Origin of the sequence: Sedimentitalea sp., from assembly GCF_039973035.1 — a bacterium.
In the GTDB taxonomy this organism is placed as follows: Bacteria; Pseudomonadota; Alphaproteobacteria; order Rhodobacterales; family Rhodobacteraceae; genus Sedimentitalea.
The window spans coordinates 1-20219 of the sequence record NZ_JBDWLR010000083.1 but is presented as its reverse complement, the minus strand read 5'-3'; the positions used below and the strand labels follow the sequence as shown (position 1 = coordinate 20219).

Below are 20219 nucleotides of genomic sequence, written 5' to 3'. Positions count from 1 at the left end.
GATAAGGGGGCTGTCCACAGCGGGTAACCCCCTCTTTAACCCCGATGGGACGTTCCTGCAGAGCCAAGCAGAGGTGCTGGATTTGCAGGCGGCAAAAGGCAGCGGTGGTCCCCAATTCCTCCGGACGGTCACGGCAAGCATGATCTGCCGCGCTTTAGTTGGAAAGCTCAGCGACAAGTTGCGTCTGGCGTTTGCCGAACCCTACCGAATGCACGCGATCATATAACTGGGTGGGGTCGCCGTTGACCTCACCCAGTTATATGTTTCCAAAAGGCCTCAACCAAAAACAACCTAATAGTTGCCCTTCACTCTCTCCTTGGCCGGATCAAAGTGCGGAAATTTGACAACTGTGGCTCGCAGCCGCTTTTGATCGCCGTCAAGCCTGCCGATCTCAAGCGCTGTGCCCGGTTCGGAATGGGTGACATCGACCCGCGCCAGCGCGATGACCTTTCCCAGAATTGGCGATTTGACCGCCGAGGTGACTACGCCAATCTGAGGCTTTCCGATGTGGACGCAATCACCCGGCGTCGGAACGATCCCTCCGGGCAGTTCCAATCCGACGAGCTTTTTCTGAGGGTTGGCCTTGCGTTGCTCCAGCGCGGTGCGCCCGATGAAATCGTCCTCCTTTGACTTCAACGGCACGGCAAATCCGATACCGGCCTCCATCGGATCGGTCTGGTCGTCAAATTCGGAACCGGCAAAGATCAACCCTGCCTCAATGCGCAGCATATCCAGCGCGGCAAGACCAAGCGGGATCATCCCCATCGGCTCGCCCACCGCCCATACCGCGTCAAACACAGCTTCTGCATCTTTGGGGTGACAGAAAATCTCGTAACCCAGCTCGCCGGAATAGCCGGTGCGGCTGACCACGACCGAGGGACCGTGGAAATCACCAATCCGCGCAATACTCAGCCGGAACCACGGCAGCTCCTCAACAGTGGCTTGCTGTGGTGGTGTCCAGATCACCTGTTTCAGAATATCACGCGACAGCGGGCCCTGAATGGCAATGTTGCAGTGATGATCAGTCGAGGATCGAACCCAGGCGTTCATCCCACGTTCTTGCGCCTGTTTGCGCAGCCACAGGCCCGACTGATCGTTGCCACCGATCCAGCGGAAATTGGTTTCGCCCAACCGATAGACAGTGCCATCATCGATCATGCCGCCGTGTTCGTAGCACATCGCCGTATAGACGATGCCGCCCACTGCCAGCTTCTTGATGTTGCGCGTCACGCAAAGCTGCATCAGCTCTTCGGCGTCCGGCCCCGTCACCTCGTATTTGCGTAGGGGCGACAGGTCCATCACGACTGCCTTTTCGCGGGCGGCCCAATATTCCTCGATCGCACCGTGATTTGTCATCTGGTTCGGCAGCCAATACCCGACATACTCGACAAACTCGCGGGTATGACGCGCAAAACAATCGTGAAATCCAGTCTTCTTGGTGTCTTCCACATCAGCCTCCGGTGTTTTGCGCCAACCAATTGAGCGCTTGAAATCTTCGTTTTCACCGTAGACCCGGACCTGAATATCGGTCGGGTTCCAACTGTTCGCGGGGTCCACGTCGCACGGGCAGGCCGTGGAAACGCAGACGAGGTCGGTCAGCGCGCGCAGCAGCACAAAATCACCCGGCCGCGAATACGGATCGTCCATGGTGATGGCGTTGGTGTCGTCGAGCATGGTGTTGAAAAAGAGATTGATCGCTGGCCAGCCGCCCCTTGGACGAATGCCATAGGCGTCAAGTTCGCGATTCATGTTGTCGGAACAGTTCACATGGCCGGGATAGCCGAGATCCTCATAATATCGCGCTGTGCAGGCCAATCCGAAGGTGTCGTGCCGCCCCACGGTGTCCTGCACAATCTCGACGAGCGGTTCTTGATCGGAAGAGAAGTATTTACTGAACAGCCCCGGCTGAGGATAAAGCAGCCCCATCAGTGCGCGGGTGGTGGTTGGATCAATCTCGCGTTCCAGACCCTTGTCCAGTGCCCGCTGCGAGAACGCCTGAAAATCGGAACATTCACGGCCCTGAACATCGAGGATTTGGATGTATTGCCCGGTCTTGATCTCGTAGGGATGCGCTTCGCCTGGCTGGATGTTTAAATCGGCCAGCGGGTCCGCCAAAGGATCAGGCGGTGCAAACCCGCCCTTGGCCTTGCCCGGATTGGCACGTCGGACATAAAGCACAACTTCGGTCGGTGCCCATTGTTCATGTGGCTCCATCGCGCCGCCGGGGGCGCAGACAATCAGCATTCCGTCGCATGATGCCACAAAACTGGCGAAATCACCGGCGTTCGACCCCTCGCCAAAGACCAGCGTGCCGTCGGCCTTGCCAATGTCGAACCCCGCCTTGTCCAACGCACGCAAGACCCTGGCACCGGATGGATCAGATGACAGTGCAGCCCTAAGGCCCGCAGGATCGCGACCACCCACAGCCCCGATCATCCCGGCATCCGATGTACCGTCCGGCGCAAAGAATACCAATTCGATCGGCTGCAGGCCTTCACGGTCCTGAACCGTAATCTCGTCGCCCTTGTTAATGCGTACGGCCCGGCTGCCACCGCCGGGAACAGGGTGGCGTTCCACTCCGTGTGGCAGGACCGGCAAACCCGGCGTGATCACCCCTGCCCGCTCGTAAGGGGTTGGGAAAACTGTCTGGTAGTTCATTTGTCGCTCGTCCATTCGTCTTCTGTCAGTGTTCTGGTCAACCCGTGATGGGTGACAAGCAGCCTGCAGCCGGAGGGTGAAGTTGAATAATGCTGCGATCCCGCAGGAAGACTTGCAAAGTCACCAGCGGCATAGACATGACCATCGAAATCCACCAATTCACCGTCGAGAACATAGAACTCCTCGGTTCCAACGTGCTGGTGGGGTTTGCTGCTGGCGCCCGGTGCCAACAGCATTAAGTAACTGCCGCGACCGGTTTCCTCGTCATAGGAAATGTTGTGCCACCAGACATCGTCGCAGACCCTGTTCTCGATCGTCATCGGTTCAAACGCCGCGCGGCTGACATGGGTCACGTTGCGCAGCTCTGCCAATCTGTCCATCGGATCATCCCACCCCGAGCTTTTTGCGGCGGTCGTTGGACCAGCGCATGATGATGTGATCAAAGGTCAACGCCATCAAGGCGACACACATGCCGAGCACGAAATTCTTGCCCAGATCATTGCCCGCAAGGGTTTTCTGCAGCTCTTGGCCCAGATCCTGTGTGCCGATGAACGCCGCGATGATCACCATGAAGAACGCGAACATGATCGCCTGATTGAACCCCACCGCCATGGTCGGCAAGGCCAGTGGCAGTTGCACGTTCATCAGTTTTTGATGCCGGGTTGCACCTGCCATATCCGCCGCTTCGATCAACTCTTGCGGCACCGCGCGCATACCTTCGATCGTGTATCGGGTCAGCGGTACGGTAGCGAAGATCAGGATCGCAAAGACCACGGCCACGTCATTGACGCTGAACAGCATGATGGCCGGGATCAGATAGATAAAGCTGGGGAAGGTCTGCATCGTGTCACAGGCTAGCAGGATCGGGTCGGCCCATTTCGGGTTCCGCGCCGCGGCGATGCCCAACGGCAGTCCGATCAGCACCGCGAGAACCACCGCCGACATCACCGCATAGAGCGTGATGATCGAACGATCCCACCAGCCGGTCAGCGCGATGATACCGAAGAAGGTGAACGCGAGCATCGCCGATTTCCGCCCGCCCACTGCATAGCCCGCAGCAGCAATCGCGAGCAGCACACTCGATGTCGGCAACCACAGCAGCGCGTTGCGAAAGGGAATAAGGACCCAAGTGATCAGGAACCAGCGTAACCAATCGGTGATCGCGGTCACCGTGTCATTGGCCAACGCCGCGCGGATCACGGTGTCGATCTCCTTGCCCATCGACAATTCCTGATCACGGGTGATGTGGTCAGCGACCTGCACGAACCGAGCCACGATAACGAACCCGACAAACACGGCGATGCCAGTGACGAGGAACTTGTGTCTTGCGAACCACGACGCGCCCCGCTCGAAATGCTCTGGTTGCTTAACGACCCAGGCTTTCGAGAGACGGTCAAGCGTCACAGCGATCAGCACGATGGTCACGCCGATCTCAAAACTGCGGCCTAGTTTCAGTGAATTCATTAGCGACAGCAGCTTTGCGCCCAACCCCGGCATACCGATAAAGGCGGTCAGGACGACCATCGCCAAGCAAAGCATGATCACCTGATTGACGCCCACAAGAATCTCGGTCCGGGCAGCGGGCAGATAGACGTGGCGCAACATTTGCCAGCGGGTCGATCCCGCCATGTTGCCAGCCTCGACCACCTCGGGTGACACTTTCTTCAATCCGAGCGATGTCATCAGGACCATCGGCGGAATGGCATAGATGATGGTGGCGACGCAGCCTGCCGTCGGGCCGACCTTGAAAAAGATCACTGCCGGCAAGAGATAGGTAAAGAACGGCAGCGTTTGCAGGATGCTGAGGATCGGCATCAGGAAGCGTTCAAACCGTGGCGATTTCCATGCGAAAATGCCCAGAACCAGCCCCAAAAGGAACGCGACGGGGGCCGCGACGACGATGACGGACATGGTCTGCATCGCCAGCTTCCACTGGCCGATCAAAGCCACCCAGACGAATGTGCCCCCCGCCAACGCAGCAAGCCGCCAACCACCAAGCCAGTAGCCAACGACAGCAGCAGCCCCTGCAATCGCCGTCCATGGGATCGGTTCGAAATTGGGCCAGCGGCGTTTGCCATAGAGCAGATTGGCCGTGATATCGAGCAGGTATTCCAGCCCGGCGGATATCCCGCGCGTGACATAGATCAGCCCCAGATCATCCTTGATGAAATCAAACATCGCCTGAAGCCAGACGTCATAGGGCAAAATGGCCCAATCCGGCACCCGGATCATGAAATCAGGCAGGAACGGGCGTGCAACGGCCAGCAATACCGCCGCCGCCAAGAGAATCTGCGCAACGCGAATCTTTGTCAGCGCCGGCGATGCAACTGCGATATCCGTCTGCGCCACTGCCATCACTTTTCTCCCAGCAGGACGTCTAGGGCCTCTTGCCGGTTCAAGATGCCGATCAGTTCACCGCTCTTGTCCGCCACGGGCAATTCTTCGCGGGTCTCATTCACCAGCTGACGCGCCAGTTGCAGAATGGTGGCCCCCGCCAAAATCGGAGCACCTTCGGGCGCGTGACCATTGATCGGGGTCGCCAACACTCGTGCATGAACGACACGGGACTTTTCGATATCTTCCGTGAACTTCTGCACATAGGGCGTGGCCGGACGCAGCACGATCTGGTCGGGTGTGTCACACTGTTCAATGGCACCATCTTTCATGATCGCGATACGATCAGCGAGGCGCAGGGCCTCGTCAAAGTCATGCGTGATAAAGACGATGGTCTTGCCAAGCAGCTCTTGCAAACGCAGGAATTCGTCCTGCATTTCACGCCGGATCAGCGGGTCCAGCGCGGAAAAAGGTTCGTCCAGAAACCAGATGTCTGGTTCGATCGCAAGGCTGCGGGCGATCCCCACGCGCTGCTGTTGACCTCCCGACAGTTCGCGAGGGAAATATTCTTCGCGTCCTTCCAACCCGACAAGTTTGATGACTTCCAGCGCCCGTTCGCGCCGGTCGTGCCGGTCCTGCCCACGCATCTCCAGCGGAAAGGCCACGTTCTCAAGAACGGTGCGGTGCGGCAGCAGGCCAAAGCTTTGGAACACCATCCCCATCTTGTTTCGCCGCAGGTCGATCAGTTCCTTGTCGTTCATGGCCATAATGTCCTGGCCATCGACAGTGATCTTGCCACCGGTAATGTCGTGCAGCCTTGAAAAACAGCGTACCAGCGTCGATTTGCCGGACCCGGACAGGCCCATGATGACCAGCATTTCGCCGCGATGAATATCGACGGTGACATCGCGGACCCCGGCGATATAGCCGTCTTCGCGGATGTCATCAAAACTGCGGCCCGCTGGCATGCCCGCCAGATACTTTTCAGGGTTGGGCCCGAACAGCTTCCAGACATTGGTGCAGGATATTACAGGGTCTTGCGACGTCATTGGCCACTCTCCGGGTTTCGAACCCAGCCGGACACTATGCCGGCTGGGTCGTTTCTGTCAGGGTTCACCAGCGAGATCAGCTGGTCCAACCTTTCCAGATGTCCGGATTGGCTTCGAGCCAGGCGGCGGCGGCTTCTTCGGGCTCCATTTCCTCGACATCAACCAGCTTTGCCATCTCGGCGATCTGCGGGTTGGTGAACGAGATTTGGGTCAGGGTCTCATAGGCGGCCGGCCATTGTTCTTTCATGCCGTCCCATGCCGCAATCTTGAGATAGCCGGTCGCCGGGTTGCCGCAGTCATAGGTGGCATCCGGGTTCGGCCCAACAGCCGGGTCTTCGTCGCAACCCTCAACCCATTCAGGGAACTCCACGAACTCACCCGGCCAGACGGCCTCGGCAAAGTTTGGCGTCCAGTTGAACACCACAACAGGCTTTTTATCTTTCTCGGCAGCACCGATTTCCGCCCATAGCGCCGCGGCAGAGCCGGCATTAACCACGACGAAATCCATTCCGAGGGCATCGACCCGTTCCTGATCATGCTTAAGCCAGTCTACCGGCCCGCCAAGGAAACGCCCCTTGTCGCCGGTCTCGGGGGTTGCGAACGCAGCTGCGCAGGCGTTCAGCGCTTCCCAATCGGGCAGTCCGGGGCAGCTTTCCTTGGTCCATGCAGGATACCACCAGTCTTCGCGCGTCACAGCGTTGTGTGCGCCTGCGGCGTGAATGCCGCCTTTTTCTACGGCCGCGTCGAACGAGGCCCCAAAGGCGCCTTCCCAGACTTCCAATTCGAGCGTGACATCGCCGATCCGGACCGATTCATAGACCGCCTGACTGTCGGTGGTCACGAATTCGACGTGGTTGCCCATACTCTCAAATATCTGACCAACGACGTGGCTCATCACAATCTGCGACGACCAGTTGTGAATGGGGATAATGATGGGGTCGTCGCTATCGGCGGCGAAGGCTCCGGTCGCTGTTGCGGCAAAAAGTGCGGCGGCAGGTAGTGCAAATTTCGATTTCATGAGGTTTCCCTGTTTTGCGATATCTTTATCGCCGAGTCGACGTGCCCGGCCTGCGAAACATCTTGAGGGCAAACCACAAATTCTCTGCATAAATTTATTTCGCTCTTAGCCCCAAGAAATTGCTGGCAACGAGCAACGCCTTGGCCCAATGTGCTAAAAATCCACCGAACCTTCCAATCGCGACCTTACATTCCTGGCATTGGCCCCGGATCTGGCAGCCCTGATTAAGATCATGACAACCAACTCTGTTTCACTTCCGCCGCTCGATTATTTGCTTGCCTTTGAGGCCACGGCCGAGTCGAAGAGTTTTGTGGCCGCGTCCAAGCGACTGAACATCAGCGAGACCGCGATCAGCCGAAAGGTTCGTCTCCTCGAACTGCACTATGGCGTGCCGTTCTTCCTTCGCGGCCACCGGTCCATCAGCATTACGCCACAAGGCGAACTGTTCCTTGCAAGGGTCAAACCTGCGTTGGAAATGCTGCGCAGCGCCTCGCAAATGACGGCGTCTGATCACAAGGACCGGGCGGTGACTCTCGCTGCTACAAACTCTGTCGCGGCACTTTGGCTGATGCCAAGGCTGCAAAAGCTCAACCGGCAGAACAAGCACCTCAAGATCATGCTGGTGTCATCGGACGACGATAACGAATGCCTGTCGGACAACGTCGATCTTGCCATCCTGCGCGGCGACGGGAATTGGCCCGGCTACCATGCGGAACTGATGTTTGGCGAAACGGTCTTTCCAGTCTGCTCGCCAAGCTATCTAAAGGCCAATCCGTCCGCCGCAGACCCGTTACAGATACATGACCTTGATCTGATCGAGGTTTCGTCAACCCACCGGGAATGGATGAACTGGCGCACTTGGTTGGAAAATTCTGGCACCCCGGCCGGTAAACTCCGCCAAGGCTCGTTCTTCAACACCTACCCTCTTTCCGTGCAGGCGGCGGCAGATGGACTGGGCATTGCCTTGGGCTGGGGTCATCTTGTTGATCCGCTTCTGAATGAAGGCAAGCTGGTTCGCCCCCTTGGTCAGGCCAAGGTACGCACCAATCACGGCTACTACTTGCTGAAATCAGAACGGAAAAAGATGTTCGACGAATGTCAGGTCGTTGAAGACTGGCTGCATAGACAGAGTGCAGAGCGCTCTACAGCCTTTCGGGATTGATATGAGCCTTTCTTGGACCAGAGCGGCCAACCGGACAGCCCTGTAGCTCAAAGCATGGCGCGGCTCAAATAGAGGTTTGGGGTTGCACCAAGTCTACAGTGCCCGGGCGACGTTGAGACCGCCCGCATGGCAGTTTCATGAACATGGACCTTGCGGCGGGGATCGGCCGCTCACAGTATTCTAAGTGTTTTCTATGACATGAGCGACGGTCGATACCTCACAAATTCAATGGCGCCTGTCGGGACAAGTTCGACAAGGCACTGTATCGGGTGGCGAACGCATCAGAGTACAACTAGAGCCTTCGTCAACGTGGTTGTTTGACGGTATGGGTGTCAAATGATGTGGTTGAATTTTGCCCGCCGCCGACCCGCAAAACCTGCAATGGCCAAGCGCATTACCCTGATTTGGCAATCGAGATTTGCCTTGTCCTGCGGGTCGTATTTCGCCTTCCGCTAAGACAAACGCAGGGCTTCATGCGGTCGACTGCCAAGTGATGGGGCTGGACCTCGTGGTGCGGGACTATTCAACGAATTCGCGGTGCGGTAGCGGTTTGAAGATCGTTCAAGGCGCGAATATACAGCGCAATCGGCACATCGATAACATCGCGGAACATGGCAGAATGAAATGGAAATCCCAGACTGGATACAATCAAAGATGACAGGTTGAAGCTCAGATCAGATGGTGGAAAAAAACTATTAGCGATGGTCTGAAAGCGTGGGATTTCGACATCCAAACTGTTGAAGCTTAAATCGCCTCAAAGGCACTCAACCGCGTTACAATTCTCGGTCGTGCGGCGTATGAACGTGTCTTCTGAATTGATTGGGTATGGGGCCAATCCGCCTCCAATGTGATCCCTGCAAAATGGTCGGGTTTAGCTCGCTTCGGCTAGGGACTTTCGGAAAATCGTGGGGGATACGCCCGCGTGTCGGCGGAACGCTCGCGCAAAGTGCTGGGGATTTTCGTAGCCTACAGCCAACGCCACGTCGATAATGCGGGCCGACGGATCGACAAGCAATTCCTGTGCCATCTCAAAACGCGCTTCCTGCAAGACCTCGGAATAGGAACGACCGCAATCCCGCAGGCGACGTTGCAAGGTCCGTCCGCTCATACCGAATATCTCCGCAATCTTCGTAAGAGCAGGGTAGCCATCATACAAATATGGGCGAACCGCCGCCCGCAGGGCGGTTGAAAAGCTCCAATTGTCCCGCGGCGGACCGATTTCGCTTTGAGTAGTCAAAGTCGGCAGCAGGTTTGATCGGCCACTTTTTAGACATGGCGCGACAAGCAGACTGCTGCGCATCAAGATCGACGTGTGAGGCTGCCCTGTCAGAATACGCGTATTTGGGAACGCTTCCTGAACAAGGGCCGAAGGGCGATGTCGGGATACGAAGGTCATCTCGATTGGGGACCAGGATTGCCCCACAGCGCTTCGGATGATTGAAAGCAGGGCCTGCAAATCCACCCACTCAGAAAAGCAAATGTATGGGTTATAAAAATAATCCGCCAATTCGCTGATGACCCTGATCTGCGCCCCTTCGTGCTGAAGACGGATCGAAAGAACATTGTCTTCGTGGGCCGAGAATTTATGCAGGGCCGAAAGGCGTGCAAGGCCGCTCGGTGCATCATTGACCGCACGCTGGACCTCACGGCTCAGCGTCGTCAGTGACTCGCGCTGAGTCGCAAGGAAACCAAGGTCCATTAACTCAATATCGCGGCAGCAATTGGCAAGGCATTCGAGGCTGCGTGAAATGCTGACGTAGGCGTCTGGTTGTTCCAGAATCCAGGGCGATAGGCCGGATTTGACGATCTCCCGCTCGACCGGAACGCCGATCTCTCTCAGTTGGTCAAGAAAGACGTGCAGATGTGCCGCCCTGACGATGGCTAACTCCATCTTGCACTCTCCTGATGACCGGTGGCTGTGATTCTGCGCTCATTCATAGATTCATTTTTGGCGTAAGATGGGCAGATCCGACCAACAATAGCTGTCACACTCGTGGTTCACGATTGGTTGTAATCGCAGATGCATCACAGTGGAATACCTGATCCTCACTTTGATCCGACGCAGATCAAGGCGTTGGCAGCGGATCTCGCGCTGACAGGTCCGCTTACCGTTGCGCGCATCGCCACCACTCTCGGCACCAGTTCGCGGACACTTCAACGGTACATGTCGAAGCAGGACGGCAGTTTGCGCGCCATCATTGACGAATGCCGTATGGAGATCGCACAAGTTCTGATTTGTCAGACCGATTTCGACATCCAGGAAATCGCGTTTCGCATCGGCTACGGCACCCCCAGCAGCTTTGCACGCGCCTTTTCCCGTTGGGCAGGATGTTCGCCGCGCCAATTTCGCAAAGCCCGTAAGTGTCGGCCTCAAGAAAGCTGACCAGTGGCGCGATATGGGCGGATTGACGATCCACCGTGGCATATGAAGGCGGGGACCTTTTCAACTAACATGCACACGATTGCATCGGAGTAAGATGATGACCCGCCTGAAATTCAGCGAGCATATGAAGACCACCAGTCGAGAGACGCGACTGTTCTGCGCCACCGTTGCGATTGCGCTGACGGGTCTGGGCACCGCTTCCGCCGATACGGCACCGAAGATGAAAATGACGACACCGATACCGGATTCGATCACGACACCGGAGAGTGTTGACACTCGGCTTGGCACGCTGAACTTTTTCGACGGTTTCCCCGATGACGCCACGTCGGAGAAGATCTACGATAACCTCGACTTCATGCGCGGCGTCGAGTCGTTTCTCAATGCGATGCCCGGGGCATCAATGGAAGCCTTCCGGAAGGGTCTTGCCAGCCAGGGTGCTGACGATAACCAGTCCATCCTGATCTTCGAAGACCTGATGGACTCACACTCGCTGTTCCTCACCGGCAACACCGAGAGCATCTACAACCTGATGTGGCTCGACACCAAGTCCGGACCGCTGGTGGTCGAAACGCCGCCCAATATCCTAGGCTTCATCGACAGCCATTGGTTCGAATATGTCGGCGATGTCGGCAATGCCGGTCCGGACAAGGGCAAAGGCGGAAAATATCTGCTGTTGCCCCCGAGTTATGACGGCGACGTGCCGGACGGCTATTTTGTGCTGCGTTCGCCGAGCTATGGCAACCTGTTATTCTTCCGGGGTTTCATCGAAAACAGCAGCACCGCAACCGCGGTCGAAAACACCAAGAAACTCTTGAAAGTCTATCGTCTTTCGGACGCCGACAACCCGCCGCCGATGAACTTCATCGATGCATCGGGCAGGGAATTCAACACCATTCATGCCAATGACTATGAATTCTACGAGGAGGTGAACGACATCGTTCAGTACGAGCCGAATGAGGCCTATCATCCCGAGGTGCTCGGGCAACTCGCGGCCATCGGCATCGAAAAGGGCAAACCCTTTGCGCCTGACGAGCGGATGAAGAAGATCCTGACCGAAGCAGCCGCCGTCGGCAATGCGACGGCGCGCACCATCACATTCAAGACACGCATCAAGGACGCTTACTTCTATCCCGACAGCGCATGGTTCACCGGGTTTGTTGGCGGCAGCTATGCGTTTCTCCTACAACCCGGTGTGCGCTATCTCGACGCTAGAGTGCTGTTTCACTACTACGCCACGGGGATCACGCCAGCGATGGCGATCAAGCGTGTCGGTGTTGGGTCGCAATACGCCGCTGCGACAACTGACGCCGACAAGAAGCCCCTCGACGGTGGCAAGACCTATAAGCTGCATCTGCCGCCAAACATTCCGGCCAAGGAATTCTGGTCGTTCGTCGTTTATGACAACCAGACGCGCTCGATGCTGCAAACAGACCAGCAATTTCCCAGCATTGGCAGCGATGCCAAGGACATCGTGATCAATGCGGACTCCTCGGTTGATATCTGGTTCGGCCCGACCGCACCCGAAGGCCATGAAGCCAACTGGGTCCAGACGGTTCCCGGCAAGGGATGGAACGTTGTTCTGCGTCTCTATGGACCGCTGGAGCCGTGGTTCGACAAGACCTGGAAGCCAGGAGAATTCGAACTGGTGCAGTGAGGCAAGCTGTAATTCAACGCGACGGACTAACCAAGCCAATCACGCCAAGTTCGAGCTACACTTGGCGTGATGTGAACTCAATCAAACCCTAGGTATAAGGACGATACAATGAACAGGCGTTGCAGAAATCAGGACGCTCAGCGGTCAACCAGACAGGAAGGAAGCCTTCTTTCTTCGTCTAAGAACCGAACCCGTGCGACCTCGCGGCTTCGCAATTTCGCAGGCACGACGATTTTCGCGCTTTCTGTCGTGGCCGCGCCAATGTTCGGCACTCACGCATACGCTCAGGAGTCCGACAGCTTTTCCTTCGTCGCTTACGGCGATTCCCGTTCGATGATGTACATGCCGTACAAAAAATCTGACACCGCCAAGATCCAGAGTCTGGTCTCTCAACTCTTCGCCCTGATTCTGGGAGAGAAGATCGCGCTGGATCTGGTCAAGAAGGATGTCAAACTGACCTTCGATCCCGAGACCGAGGTACTGACCGACATCGAGATGCCGCTCTACACCAAATCAGAGGTTGCCCGTTTGAGCTTTCGCGACGGCTGGCCCATCGAAGCGACAGTCGAGGACACCAAGCTCGCCCCCGGCAAACACTTCACCATGTACCGCAACTTTGGAGCCGATTGGGTCGCCAATGGCGTGGTCCGCGAAGTCACCGATGGAGGCGCGAAATTCGTCATCAACGCTGGCGATGTTGTGTGGTGGGGTTTTCAGGGCAAGACCCTGCAGGACAGCCCCTACTGGCAACGCATGAATGACATGCTGCTGTCACGCCTGCCGGCCCCGGATGCCGAGTTGACCGAGGCGGGCCTGAAGGGCCGCTATTTCCCGGCCATCGGCAATCACGAGGTTTGGGACGACCCGAGCATCGAAGGTGTGCTTAGCGCCACCCCCTATCTCAAGGATATGGGCGTGTCCGCCGCCAACATGATCTATACCTATGATTTCAACGGGGTGCGCTTCATCACGCTCTGGACCGGCAAGGCCGACCGGCACGCCGCCTCAGCATGGGATGCGACGGCGCCAGTCTATAAAAAACAACTGGAGCAGCTGAAAACCTGGCTGGACGAGGCCAAGGCCAAGGACATTTAAAATGTCTTTGTCACCTTCCACAACCCGGTGTTCAATCGCTCGAGCTTCAAGCCGATTCCGCCTGCGCAGAACCCCCACGCCACCTTCGCCTCCTATGCCGATGATTTCGAGGAACTGGTCGTCTTCAATGGCCATGTCCACACCACCGAACTGTACGATGTGGACGGGGTGAAATACTTCGTCCTGGGCAGCGGCGGTTCAGAGCAGGACTCGATCCTGCCGGGTCGGCAGAACCTGTCCAGCGTTCCGGCAGACTATCCCAAGGACCTCTATTGGAATGGCGAGACCCTGGAAGAGGACTACAATTACATCGTTGTCGATGTGACGCCCGGAGAAGAATCCAAATTCACCGTAAAGCGATTCCGCCCTACATCGGCAACGCCGTTCGATGAAGTCCCGCTGTTCGCGGACAGCAAATAGGCGTCGGCCGGTATGCCGACCACCGACAGGATGGCGCCAGAGCAGGAAACCGCTCTGGCGCTTGCGTCATCTTCACGGGCGCGCCCGCGCCATATCGGGCGCGTTGACGCGCCAACGGTCCTGCTGCACTGGCTGGTGTCGTTACTGGCGCTGGCCAGTTTCGCCACCGGGTTTCGCATCGCCGGAGATGCACCGGAGGTAGGCTGGCCAAGTGCGATCGCCAGCGTCATGCCGCAGGGCGATGTGATCAACTGGCATGTCATCGCGGCCTGGTGTCTGGTTGCGTCGATTGCAGGCTATGTGGTCTTCCTGTTTCGGGCACGGGTGCAGCGCCGCGTGGCATTTGATGCGACCCGCCGAAGAATGCTCGCCTCCAAGACCTGGCACCTGCGGTCGCGCGCGATCAATGTGCTGATCTACTGGCTGGGCTTCGGGCTTATCAGCGCCGCAACCCTCACCGGCACGTTGCTCTTCTCGGATACCGCCCCGATCTCGGCGTCGACACTCTCGTGGCTGCATCGCGGCATCGCCATCAGTCTCACCGGGTTTGTCCTGCTCCACGTCGCCGGGCATCTGGCGAGCGGCGGGTGGCGGGCGCTGCTCCCGATTGTGCTGCCGCGCTTCATCCGCGGGCGCGCGTTCGCGTTCGCGCTCCTTGGCGTTGTCGCTGTGGCGGGACTGGTGTTCGCAGTGGAAGCACTGACAGTGCGCACATTGGTGATGCCTCGGGTTGCCGCGCCCCCGATGCTTGATGGCGATCCGACCGATCCGACATGGGACGCGGCGGAGGCAATCACCATCCAGACCAGAGGTGGTGCCAACCTGCCGGATGGTGAAGCCCCAGTGACCGTGCGCGCCGTGCAGCACGGAGGTGACGCCTATTTCCTGTTTCAGTGGCCCGATACCACGCGCAGTCTCAAACATGTGCCAATACAGAAGACTGCGGCAGGCTGGCGCCTTTTGCAGGACGGATTTGATCGCAATGACGAAGACGTATTCTACGAGGACAAGTTCGGCGTGATGCTGACCGACAGGTCCCGCTTTGCAGCCCTGCGTGCGATTCATCTGGGGCCGAAACCCCTTGACGGAAAACCGGGAGGCTCGGGCGGTCGTGGTCTGCACTACACCACGGATGGTTCGGTTCTGGATATCTGGCATTGGATGGCGGTGCGCAGCAATCCGATGGGACAGTTGGAAGACAGCTATTTCGGGGCCGCGAAGCTGGAATCGGACAACCCGATGGATCGTTATTACGCGGGTATCGGGGCGGATCCGGCGATGCGCGACGGCGCAATCTCGAACTGGAGGCCGCTTTTGCAGGGTCCGGCAGCACGTAGCACCGATGGAGGGGTGATCCCGCGTTTCCTGCCGAACGATCCTGAAGACATGGTGCGCCTCCAGGAGGCGGATCTCGACCCGGAGACGAGTGACAACGGCGTCTGGTGGCTTACGATGAACAATGCGGTTCCCTACGCACCGGAGATGGAAACAAGCTATCCTGAAGGCACAATCGTGCCCAGCGTCGTTTTACGTCAAACGCTGGAAGGCGATCGCACCGACGTTGCTGCCGTCGGTGCCTGGAAAGATGGCTACTGGAACCTTGAGGTGCGCCGGGCGCTTGACACGGGATCGCAGTATGATGTCCCGATCTCGGATGGCGTGTATCTATGGGTCTCCGTGTTTGACCACACCCAAACCCGGCATAGCTGGCACATTAGGCCAGTACGACTTAGAATTCGGTAGAAGTTCAACGCCGATCGTACTGATAAGATTCCCAAGCAGAAACATTGGATTGCGAATTGAGCCGAGTATAATGAAAGCCCCTGAGGGTGTGGGGGGGGGTGACGGTGCGCTTTAGCTATGAGGCTCTGGCTTTGTGGTCGGCAGCGCCACGAACGACGTCGGGCGGGCAGCCTGTCTATGCAATCTTGCGATTGTGACATGCCTGACATTGGGCATGGTGTTCGAGCAACCGCTGCGCCAAGCTCGAGGCTTGATGCGTTCGATTACCAAGTGCTGGGCGTTAATATAGCGGTGCCGAATTTCTCGACCCTATCGCGCCGGAGCGATGGGCTGAGCTTACCAGCCAGATTTGTTCAAGTGCGAAATGCCGGTTCTACTTGCTGTTGACAGTGCGGGTCTTAAAATCTTCGGCGCGGCGAGTGACCTGAGGAATGGCATAAAGCCAAGCACAAACGGCGCTCCTGGCGCAAGCTGCACCTCGGCCTCGATTTGGTGAGCGGCGAGATCGTTGATACCGATTTCACCACGAATCACATCGGAGATTCCACTACGCTGCCGGGTCTCTTGGAGAAAGTTTTTTGTCTGATCGATCTATTTCTCGGAGGCGGTGCTTATGACGGCGACCCTACCCGCGATCTTCCGCTCGAACGCGCCGGCTGAATTCCGTCTCGGCTAGGGCGCATTCCGAGCTACGGTAGACCGCAGCAATACTACGGCTTGCAAAGTGCCTTGCTATCAGACCAACCCAGACCCGTGATGGTGTGGATGCCTCCTCCCGACGGCATCATAGTGCCAATGTGCGCGATCAAGACCGCAAGACAACAGAAGTACCCATGAAGGACGTTACGATCATTGGCGTTGATTTGGCAAAGTCTGTTTTTCAACTCCACGGTGCGGCGGAGGATGGATCGACAGTTTTCCGCAAGAAACTGACGCGAGTGCAATTCGCAAAATTCATGGCTGAACAACCGGCTTGTCTGGTTGCGATGGAGGCATGTGGCAGCGCTCACTGTTGGGGCCGCGAGATGAAAAAACTCGGCCATGATGCCCGTCTAATTGCTCCGATCTATGTTAAGCCATTTGTCAAACGGCAAAAAAAATGATGCCGCTGATGCGGAAGCTATTGTCGAAGCGGCAACGCGCCCAACGATGCGCTTTGTCTCCATCAAGAGTGAAGAACAGCAGGGGCGTGGCGCGCTATTTCGGGCGCGAGAGTTGCTTATCCGCCAGCGCACCCAAATGGTAAACGCATTGCGCGCTCATCCGGCGGAGTTCGGGCTGATCGTGCCAAAGGGAATCCACAACGTAAAGCGGCTGGCTGATCACATTGAAAATCCGGAAACCGCTTTACCAGACAGTATTCGGAAAGTTGGCGGAGTCTGTCTGGGACAGATTGGGGCTCTGACAAAGCGGATTGATGAATTAGAAGCGTCGATCAAGGCCGAAGCAAAGCACAGCGGTGTATCACATCAACTTCAAACCATGCCGGGTATCGGCCCTATTACAGCCATGGCGGTTGAAGCATTTGCGCCAGAGATGGGTTGCTTTGAGCGTGGCCGTAATTTTTCTGCCTGGCTTGGACTGGTACCCAGACAGCACTCTACGGGTGGCAGGCAAATACTCGGTCACACATCCAGGATGGGACAGAAGGATATCCGCCGGTTGCTCATCATGGGGGCAATGTCCGTGATCAAAGTGACGATAGAAAAAGGCACCGACGAGAGCTCGTGGCTTGGCCGTATGCTGGCGCGAAAGCCGCGCATGGTTGTCGCCATCGCACTGGCCAACAAGATGGCACGGATGATCTGGGCTATGCTAAAAAAAAGGCGATATTATACTTGACGTACCCGGCGCGGTTTGAGATAACAATCGCGCTCTGACCCTTCGGGGTTATCAGTGGGTAGCGCAGTTGGTTAGCGCGCTCGATTTAGGTTCGAGAGGTCGTGGGTTCGAGTCCCACCCCACTCGGCTTAATCGTCCTTCTTGTCGTCCGCTTCCGGCTTCTTCGTCAGGTCCAGCTTGTCCATAACCTTATCAAGCGCGTGGTCGGACGTGTCAGCGCCCACGTCTTTAGCGGCTTCTTTGAATCGCTCTAGCTGGGATTTTTCAGGACACATATCTGCTTACCTTCTGCATGACCTCTTCACGACCGCCAGACCAAACTGCTGGCGTCAGATCAGAATTGAATGCGATCTCTCTGCTTTGTTGGGTGATGGCCCCTTTGTCTAGATTCTCGTAGATCAAAAACGGCACAATATCGGTCGCCTCGTGTTTCTGGACTTCCATTGAAAACAAGACGGCACGCAAGACGTTGACATCGTTTGTTGCGGGGAACACGGCGGCGATTTTTCCGCTCGCAGACCTTACCACAATATCTACGGTGTAATGCGGTAGGCTAGGTATCAAGGCCTCAGATAAAGAAACCCTGTCTTCTTGAAATTTATCCTCTAAGGCGCTGATCAAGTCTTCCTTGAATGTGCTTCTAACTACCTCTCTGTTCAAGAACAGCAAGTCTTGAACGCGCGCTAGAAATGTCAAGAACGGCAACGCAAGTGTCGCTAATTCTACCTTGGGAACCCAATTCGTGCAGAACAGCCCGTCTTCTTCCGAAAGATCGACCCCGTGATCTGACAAAAGGCCAGATAGTATCTCGCGCCTATTCTCCGAAGAAAAATCTACCCCCTGTCCCTCAAGGCCAAAAAGCAAGCTCCCGCTGTCTTCCAGACGCGCACGTTCACCCTCGATGCGCGCATAGAACGAAATTCTGTCACCAGAAAACCAAGTGACCGGCGTTGATATGGAAAATCCAACGGGGACTTCGCGGACAACTAACCCATCGCAAAAAGCGGCGCATATGTCTTTCTGTAAGTTCACAGCAAGGCACCTCCTTCTGCGAATCCAAAACGCGCTGCAGCGATAGACAGCGCGTTTTTTTCGGTTACATTGAACGTTACCGTGCATTCCATTTTCGTGAACACCGGCCAAGCAATCATCAGATTTTTGTCTCTTGATACGCCTGGAAACGTTTCGTGAACATTACCACGGACCACATGGCAATGCCAGTTCAAATGGTCAGTATGAAGTTCGTGGCAACAGACCACCTTCAGAGACTTTCCGTCCTTCATGCCAAGTGTGGCGCGGTAATATTCCTTCTCTACGTTGAGCGCGACGAGAACGAAAAAATCTTGCCCTAAGCATGAAAACTTCACCGAGCGCCACTTCCACCCTCGCCCCAAAGACCTCTTTCCTCGTCCGAGCGGAAATTGAGCGTGGGGAACTGTACCCTCTGCCCATTCTCCGCATTTCACATCCTGCTTTGGCCCTCGGATAATGTCGGATACGGTAATCGGCTTAAGGCCGCTCATCAGGATATTCCTGCGAACGAGTCAGCCCGCCGATAAGTCAGTCGCTTTCCGACAATGCCTTCAAGTGCCGTGTCTGCGCGCATTGTGTCGTTAGATCCATTTGCAACGCGATTATTGTAACGGAACTCAAATTCAGCGGCATAGCGGTGCAAATGCTTCTGTCGCAATGCTGGTAGACACCCCTCATGCCACGCTTGAAAATGCTGAAATAGCCCTCAATCGTGTTCGTGTGGACGACACCACGACCATATTCGCCCTTGCTGTGTGTCGTGAAGTCGTGATCCGCGAAGTGCTTGCCAATGCCTGTGTATTGCTTCGCTTCGTCGGTATAGACGGTTGCTTCTTTGGCGATATTTGCGTGCAGGATAGGCACGAGTGTTACCTTGGTCACGTCCTTAACAACGAAGGACTTAGAGCGGCCCGTTGTGCGATCTACCAGAGACAGCATTGCGTTCTTGTGAGCGTAGCCGCGTGCGCCTTCCTTCTTCTTGTGCTTTTGGCCGATGAAGGTTTCGTCAACCTCGACAACACCACCGCCGGAACCGAACGCGACAGTGCCATCAGAGCGCATTGCTTCGCGGATACGATGCGACATGAACCAAGCGGTTTTGAGCGTAACGCCAAGCGTGCGGTGAAGCTGGTTGCTGCTGATACCTTTCTTGCTGGCGCACATCAGATAGATCGCTTGCAGCCACAAGCACATGGAAACATGGCTGCTTTCAAAGATGGTGGCGACCTTGACGGTGAAAGGCTTGCGGCACTTGTAGCACTTATAAGCGCCGATGCGGGTGGATTTGCCGCCCATCTTGGAAACGCGCTCGCGTTCGCCGCACTTGGGGCAAGTCGCGCCGTGTGGCCAAATACGCGCTTCTACATAGGCGTATGCGGCTTCTTCGTTGTGGAACTCAGGGCGGGACAGAACAGACATGGTATCAACTCACTTTGGTTGATATTATTATATCAATTCAGAGTGGGTACGGCAAGTATAATATCGCCAAAAAAAAGGTGAAGTTTACAGAGACCCGATGGCTGAGACCACCGCATAAACCGGCGATAAATTAGGCCATCGGTTACCAAGGATGTGAGAGGTTTTCGACAGCATGGGCAAATGATCGAATAGATCCGGGTCAGGAAGACCAGCTTGTTGCTACGCGCCTCAAGCGCGCATCCGTGTTTTGGACCTGATCCGCGAACGAGCCATCAGGGCCAGCAGCCGCGTGCGCTGCGCAAACAGGCCGGACACACGACTGCATCTGACAAACGCTCATATCAGCTCGAAAAATGTCTTGCTATGCAGGAGCAATGGTATGGACCCCGCCGCCCTCGGTTGGAGTATCT

16 protein-coding genes, 1 tRNA gene and 3 pseudogenes are annotated in these 20219 nt (G+C 56.5%); 9 read left to right on the top strand and 11 right to left on the bottom strand.

Annotation, left to right across the window (positions count from 1 at the left end; genetic code table 11):
- Positions 1–291 precede the first annotated feature (291 nt).
- The 5 genes from ABJO75_RS19625 to ABJO75_RS19605 all read right to left on the bottom strand — a co-directional run bounded on the left by ABJO75_RS19625 (position 292) and on the right by ABJO75_RS19605 (position 7059).
- Complete coding sequence (locus tag ABJO75_RS19625; RefSeq protein WP_348134050.1) at positions 292–2658, bottom strand: DUF1989 domain-containing protein; 2367 nt, start codon at positions 2656–2658, stop codon at positions 292–294.
- Positions 2655–3038: a cupin domain-containing protein gene (locus tag ABJO75_RS19620; protein ID WP_348134049.1), complete on the bottom strand. Its 384-nt coding sequence runs from the start codon at positions 3036–3038 to the stop codon at positions 2655–2657. Before ABJO75_RS19620 ends, ABJO75_RS19625 begins: the two co-directional genes overlap by 4 nt.
- A gap of 4 nt (positions 3039–3042) precedes the next feature.
- Entirely contained in the window at positions 3043–5013 is a 1971-nt protein-coding gene (locus ABJO75_RS19615; RefSeq protein WP_348134047.1) for an ABC transporter permease subunit, read from the bottom strand.
- A complete protein-coding gene (locus ABJO75_RS19610; RefSeq protein WP_348134045.1) occupies positions 5013–6041 on the bottom strand; it encodes a glycine betaine/L-proline ABC transporter ATP-binding protein in 1029 nt (342 codons plus the stop codon). Before ABJO75_RS19610 ends, ABJO75_RS19615 begins: the two co-directional genes overlap by 1 nt.
- A 76-nt stretch (positions 6042–6117) precedes the next feature.
- Complete coding sequence (locus tag ABJO75_RS19605) at positions 6118–7059, bottom strand: ABC transporter substrate-binding protein (protein WP_348134044.1); 942 nt, start codon at positions 7057–7059, stop codon at positions 6118–6120.
- A gap of 232 nt (positions 7060–7291) precedes the next feature.
- Between ABJO75_RS19605 and ABJO75_RS19600 the strand changes: the two genes are divergently transcribed.
- Positions 7292–8221: a LysR substrate-binding domain-containing protein gene (locus ABJO75_RS19600; RefSeq protein ID WP_348134042.1), complete on the top strand. Its 930-nt coding sequence runs from the start codon at positions 7292–7294 to the stop codon at positions 8219–8221.
- A gap of 523 nt (positions 8222–8744) precedes the next feature.
- Here the strand turns inward: ABJO75_RS19600 and ABJO75_RS19595 are convergent.
- On the bottom strand, positions 8745–8954 hold the full coding sequence (locus ABJO75_RS19595; RefSeq protein ID WP_348134040.1) for a hypothetical protein: 210 nt from the start codon (positions 8952–8954) through the stop codon (positions 8745–8747).
- Between the two features lie 138 nt (positions 8955–9092).
- Positions 9093–10112 (bottom strand): helix-turn-helix domain-containing protein, encoded by a 1020-nt coding sequence (locus ABJO75_RS19590; RefSeq protein ID WP_348134038.1) that lies wholly within the window; start codon positions 10110–10112, stop codon positions 9093–9095.
- Between the two features lie 129 nt (positions 10113–10241).
- Here ABJO75_RS19590 and ABJO75_RS19585 point away from each other — a divergent pair, with 129 nt between their 5' ends.
- The 8 genes and pseudogenes from ABJO75_RS19585 (at position 10242) to ABJO75_RS19550 (ending at position 17484) form a co-directional block, all read left to right on the top strand.
- Positions 10242–10604 carry an AraC family transcriptional regulator gene (locus ABJO75_RS19585; RefSeq protein WP_348134036.1) on the top strand — a complete coding sequence of 121 codons (363 nt, stop codon included), beginning with the start codon at positions 10242–10244 and terminating at the stop codon, positions 10602–10604.
- 97 nt (positions 10605–10701) lie between these two features.
- Positions 10702–12258: a DUF1254 domain-containing protein gene (locus ABJO75_RS19580; RefSeq protein WP_348134034.1), complete on the top strand. Its 1557-nt coding sequence runs from the start codon at positions 10702–10704 to the stop codon at positions 12256–12258.
- 261 nt (positions 12259–12519) lie between these two features.
- Positions 12520–13353 carry a hypothetical protein gene (locus tag ABJO75_RS19575; protein ID WP_348134033.1) on the top strand — a complete coding sequence of 278 codons (834 nt, stop codon included), beginning with the start codon at positions 12520–12522 and terminating at the stop codon, positions 13351–13353.
- 27 nt (positions 13354–13380) lie between these two features.
- The gene (locus ABJO75_RS19570; RefSeq protein WP_348134031.1) at positions 13381–13773 is read left to right on the top strand and encodes a hypothetical protein; all 393 of its coding nucleotides are present in this window, start codon (positions 13381–13383) and stop codon (positions 13771–13773) included.
- 12 nt (positions 13774–13785) lie between these two features.
- Positions 13786–15516 (top strand): ethylbenzene dehydrogenase-related protein, encoded by a 1731-nt coding sequence (locus ABJO75_RS19565; protein ID WP_348134030.1) that lies wholly within the window; start codon positions 13786–13788, stop codon positions 15514–15516.
- Positions 15517–15960: 444 nt separating this feature from the next.
- Positions 15961–16176 (top strand): annotated as a pseudogene (locus ABJO75_RS19560) (transposase); the annotation flags it as partial.
- Between the two features lie 173 nt (positions 16177–16349).
- A pseudogene (locus tag ABJO75_RS19555) lies at positions 16350–17358 on the top strand (IS110 family transposase).
- Positions 17359–17411: 53 nt separating this feature from the next.
- Positions 17412–17484: transfer RNA gene (locus ABJO75_RS19550), tRNA-Leu, on the top strand.
- Between the two features lie 2 nt (positions 17485–17486).
- Here the strand turns inward: ABJO75_RS19550 and ABJO75_RS19545 are convergent.
- The 4 genes and pseudogenes from ABJO75_RS19545 to ABJO75_RS19530 all read right to left on the bottom strand — a co-directional run bounded on the left by ABJO75_RS19545 (position 17487) and on the right by ABJO75_RS19530 (position 19809).
- Positions 17487–17633, bottom strand: coding sequence for a hypothetical protein (locus tag ABJO75_RS19545; RefSeq protein WP_348134028.1), 147 nt, complete (start codon positions 17631–17633; stop codon positions 17487–17489).
- Positions 17623–18390 (bottom strand): DUF1828 domain-containing protein, encoded by a 768-nt coding sequence (locus tag ABJO75_RS19540; protein ID WP_348134027.1) that lies wholly within the window; start codon positions 18388–18390, stop codon positions 17623–17625. Before ABJO75_RS19540 ends, ABJO75_RS19545 begins: the two co-directional genes overlap by 11 nt.
- Complete coding sequence (locus tag ABJO75_RS19535; protein WP_348134025.1) at positions 18387–18881, bottom strand: hypothetical protein; 495 nt, start codon at positions 18879–18881, stop codon at positions 18387–18389. Before ABJO75_RS19535 ends, ABJO75_RS19540 begins: the two co-directional genes overlap by 4 nt.
- Positions 18881–19809 (bottom strand): annotated as a pseudogene (locus ABJO75_RS19530) (IS1595 family transposase). Before ABJO75_RS19530 ends, ABJO75_RS19535 begins: the two are co-directional and overlap by 1 nt.
- Positions 19810–20219 lie beyond the last annotated feature (410 nt).